The 3,192-nt window shown below is 31.8% G+C and carries 3 protein-coding genes; all 3 read left to right on the top strand.

Annotation, left to right across the window (positions count from 1 at the left end; genetic code table 25):
* A partial coding sequence (locus tag GW846_06550; GenBank protein ID NDK10405.1) for an aminopeptidase occupies positions 1-1,150 on the top strand: 1,150 nt, incomplete at its 5' end.
* Positions 1,151-1,157: 7 nt separating this feature from the next.
* Positions 1,158-2,012 (top strand): CBS domain-containing protein, encoded by an 855-nt coding sequence (locus GW846_06545; protein NDK10404.1) that lies wholly within the window; start codon positions 1,158-1,160, stop codon positions 2,010-2,012.
* Between the two features lie 275 nt (positions 2,013-2,287).
* On the top strand, positions 2,288-3,192 hold a 905-nt coding region (locus GW846_06540), incomplete at its 3' end, for a glycosyltransferase family 39 protein (protein NDK10403.1).

Raw genomic sequence — 3,192 nt, 5'->3', positions numbered from 1 at the left:
TTTTGCCCTAGGAAAGGGGAAGGGGGTTAAGAAGGGTGAAGTCGTCTATCTTCAATACGATTCAGAAGCGCTTCCACTAGCACGGGCTGTTTATAAAAGAATATTAGAAAGAGGCGCTTATCCAATGGTCAAGGGCATTGAGGAAAGTTTTCAAAAGACGATGTATGAATCGGCATCGGACGACCAATTGAAATTTTTTCCCAAAGAATATACACAGTCGTTAGTTAACACGATCGATCACAGAATTTATTTGATTGCTCCGACTGATCCTTTCTTACTTAAAAACATAGACCCAAAAAAAGTTATGGTCAGTAATAGTGGTGATAAGCGACTGCTTCGAAAATGGCTTTTTGAAAAAGAAGACCAGGGTAAATTAACTTGGACATTGTGTTTGTACGGAACGAAAGGAATGGCTAAAGAATCAGGGATTTCTCTTAAAGAATTTTGGAACGAAATAATAAATGCCTGTTACTTAGGATCGGAAGACCCGATCCCTACATGGAAGAAAACTTTTCAACAAATAAATGACTTGAAGGATAAATTAAATAAATTGCCTGTTGATACCTATCATATGGTTTCCGAAAAAACCGATCTTTATATTAAACTAGGAAAAAATAGGCGTTGGCAGGGTGGAGGAGGGGCCAATATTCCGTCATTTGAGATCTTTACATCTCCTGATTGGCGTGGGGTCAACGGTAAAATATTTTTTAATTTTCCTCTATACCGTTATGGAAATATCATTAAAAATATTTGCCTTGAATTTAAAGACGGAATTATTATCAAAGCAACGGCTGATAAAAATGAAAAACTATTACAAGAAATGATTAAGCAAAAAAACGCCAACAAAATTGGAGAATTCTCACTTACTGATAAGAAGTTTTCCAAAATATCTAAATTTATGGCCAATACTTTATATGATGAAAACTTCGGTGGTGATTTTGGTAATTCTCATTTGGCAGTCGGAACTTCCTATCATGATTGTTACGATGGCGATATTAAAAAAATGACAGAAAAAGATTGGGTGAACCTAGGTTTTAATGAATCGGTAGAGCATTGTGACATTATTAATACAAATGAAAAAACTGTCGAAGCAATCCTTAAAGATGGATCAAAAAAACTCATTTACAAAAACGGTCAATTTGTGATATAACAGGAGTATGCGGCTCTTAAATATTTTAAAAGAGAATAATATTATAAAAGTTTCTCCAGAAGACCACCTTTCAAAAGTTTTAAGTAGGTTGTCGACTTCTCATGATGCCGCCTTTGTTTTTGATAAAGAGGATAAATATATGGGTATTGTAAGCCCTTATTTTACGATGATAAAGTCTTCAATGCCGGCCAATACCAAGGTCCAACATTGTCTAACTCATACTGCAAAGATATATTTAAATTATCCACTATCAAAAGTGTGCCAATTATTTATTGAATCAAAAATTCATTATTTGCCTATTTTTGATGAAAAAGATAAATTTTTAGGGATAATTTCTGCCCGTAGAATACTATCATATTTTAAAGATTTATCTATTTTTAAAGTTGGTGTTGAAAAAATTATTATCAAAAGATGGCAGGGCTTAATCACGGTTCATGAAAACGATACAATTACTCAGGCAATTAATCTTTTTAAATCTAAAAAGATTTCTAAATTAATTGTCATTAATCATGATAAAAAACTTAAAGGTGTTTTGAGCTATTACGATCTGATAAAACTAATGATTAGTCCTAAATATTCCAGTCATCATGGGGAAAGGGCTAATGAAAAAATAAGCTTTTATAACTATCGGGTGAAAAATTTTGCAAAAAGTTATGTCTTAACTTTATCTAAAGAGAGACATTTAATTGAAGTGATCAATCTTATCGTTAATAAAAAAATTGGCAGTGTCATTATCGTAGACCCCGACAGACGGCCTTTGGGAATTATTACGACGCGCGATATTCTCCGCTTTTTTATAGATAATGAAAAATTTGCTTTTATAAAATCCTTAAATCCGTTTAAGAAGATGTTTAAGAAATAAATTAATTCATGAAAAAAATATTAATTAGTTTTGCCATAATTTTGTTGGCATTTTTTTTTCGTTTTAATAATTTAAATTGGGACGAAAATTTTCATCTTCATCCAGACGAGCGATTCTTAACTATGGTTGGGACGGCGATGAAATTACCCTTATCCATTAGTCAATATTTTGACCAAAAAACTTCGTTGATGAACCCAATAAACGTAGGTTACCCCTTTTTTGTGTACGGTCGATTCCCTTTAATATTAACTAAATATTTAGCGAATGTTTACCACATGGATAACTATAATGATTTTACGATTTTAGGTCGTCAACTGTCAGCCTTTTTTGATATATTAATTATTTTCTTTATCATAAAAACGGTTGAGTTATTAGAGAAAAAAAACCGATTTCCATCAAGTTTAAAATATTGGGCGGGATTTTTTTATGCGATCGCTGTCTTGCCAATCCAACTTTCTCATTTTTTTGCTGTTGATACATTTTTAAATTTTTTTATGTTCGGAAGTTTTTATTATATTTTAAAATTTGATTATAGAAACAAAATAAAATATTTATTATTTTCCGCCATTTTTTTTGGTCTGGCGATGGCCTGTAAGATCACGGCTTTATTTATTCTGCCATTAAATTTGTTTTTTTTGATAAGGTCTGTCTTTGTACAAAGACAGACCTTAGTTAAAGCAGCTGGTTTTGTTTTTTCTTATTTTGTTGTGAGTTATTTCACTCTCCGTTTAGCCGATCCTTATTTATTCCAAAATTCAAATATTTTTGATCCGGCTATAAGCAAATTATTTATCGAAAATATTAAATCCTTGCAAAACATGACTGTCAAAAGTATTGATAATTGGTTCCCGCCGATGGTGCAATGGCTTAACAAGAACTCAGTACAACATAGTTTGGTTAACAATATTGTATTTGGGTTGGGAATACCGTATGCAATTTTAACAATAGTTGGAATATTAAAAGTATTATTGTCATTCCCGCGGAGGCGGGAATCCATCCCATTATTAATAATTTTATTTTGGGTTCTAGGTTTTTTTGCCTATCAAAGCATTCAGGTCACTCCAACACTCCGATATTTTATAATTATCTATCCATTCTTAGCAATCTTTACGGCAATAGGAATGAAGTATTTAATTGATTATAAATTTAAATTAGTAGGTAAGTTTAACTCATATCCAAA

It is taken from the genome of Candidatus Gracilibacteria bacterium, from assembly GCA_010119145.1.
In the GTDB taxonomy this organism is placed as follows: Bacteria; Patescibacteriota; Gracilibacteria; order BD1-5; family UBA6164; genus JAACSU01.
This window is presented reverse-complemented; position numbering and strand designations above follow the sequence as displayed.